Source organism: Streptomyces sp. GbtcB7, from assembly GCF_019091445.1.
Taxonomy (GTDB): Bacteria; Actinomycetota; Actinomycetes; order Streptomycetales; family Streptomycetaceae; genus Streptomyces; species Streptomyces mirabilis.
Genome location: NZ_JAGXJM010000147.1, coordinates 1 through 428, shown reverse-complemented (window position 1 = coordinate 428; position 428 = coordinate 1). Strand labels below are relative to the sequence as shown.

The following is a 428-nucleotide window of genomic DNA, read 5'->3' as shown; positions in this document are numbered from 1 at the left end:
CAGCGCCGTCTTGCCCACGCCCGGCTCGCCGGTCATCACCAGCGCCCGGCTCTCACCGCCGCGAACGGCCCCGATGAGCCGGTCGAGCACCCCGCACTCGCCGCGGCGGCCCGTCACCTCCGCCGCGCGCCTCCACTCCGGCAGGTCCGCGGCCTCACGCACGGCACCACGTTATCCCCCTCCGGTCGGCGCACCGGCGACGGCGGCCAGCCAGTGGCGGATGCGACCGTCGCCCCGCCGGTCGCAGGCTTGAACCAGGACACCAGTGGGGGACGGACCGTGAACGGAGCAGCCATGACGACCATCCACCACCGCTACGCCACCGTCCGTGGACAGCGACTGTTCTACCGGGAGGCGGGGCCGCCCGACGCGCCCGCCGTGGTGCTGCTGCACGGCTTCCCCACCAGCTCGTTCATGTTCCGGAACCT

The 428-nt window shown here is 73.8% G+C and carries 1 protein-coding gene; it reads left to right on the top strand.

Annotation, left to right across the window (positions count from 1 at the left end; all coding sequences use genetic code 11):
* Positions 1 to 294: 294 nt before the first annotated feature.
* Positions 295 to 428 (top strand): alpha/beta fold hydrolase (locus KVT44_RS59730; RefSeq protein ID WP_368857621.1); only part of this gene is annotated, 134 nt, incomplete at its 3' end.